This is a genomic window from Salinimicrobium oceani, assembly GCF_012037645.1.
In genome coordinates this window covers 1-501 of the sequence record NZ_JAAVJR010000443.1, presented here as the reverse complement: position 1 = coordinate 501, position 501 = coordinate 1, and the positions used below count along the sequence as shown (strand labels likewise).

General features: G+C 38.9%; 1 protein-coding gene. It reads right to left on the bottom strand.

From position 1 onward, the window contains the following. Positions 1-176: 176 nt before the first annotated feature. Positions 177-494: a thioredoxin gene (gene trxA / locus HC175_RS17640; RefSeq protein WP_097055588.1), complete on the bottom strand. Its 318-nt coding sequence runs from the start codon at positions 492-494 to the stop codon at positions 177-179. Positions 495-501 lie beyond the last annotated feature (7 nt).

Here is a 501-nt window from a genome sequence, read left to right as displayed (position 1 = left end):
ATAAATCCCTCTACCACCTGCCGCGACAGAAGGTCAAGGTTTAGAAATCCCGATTTGTAAATTTCCTGTTCTAATTGCATAGAAGACAATTAAGGACAAGTTACTGAATTATGAGCATTAAAAAAGTCCGGAGGATTTCTTCCAACGGACTTTTTTACTTTCTTATTTTGGAAATACTACAAAAGCTGATCTAAAGCTTCTGCATAAGTATTTTTGGGAGCTACACCTACCTGTCTTCCAACTACTTCCCCATTTTTGAAGATCAAAACTGTGGGGATATTCCTCACCCCATATTTTGCAGCGAATTCCTGGTTTGCATCAACATCCAGTTTTCCTACTACTGCTTTGCCTTCGTATTCTTTACTAATATCGTCAATGATTGGACCTACCATTCTACAAGGTCCACACCAGGCTGCCCAAAAGTCAACCATTACAGGTTTGTCACTTTTTAGCACTTGCTCTTCAAATGTTGCGTCTGTTATCTCTAAAGCCATAATTCAA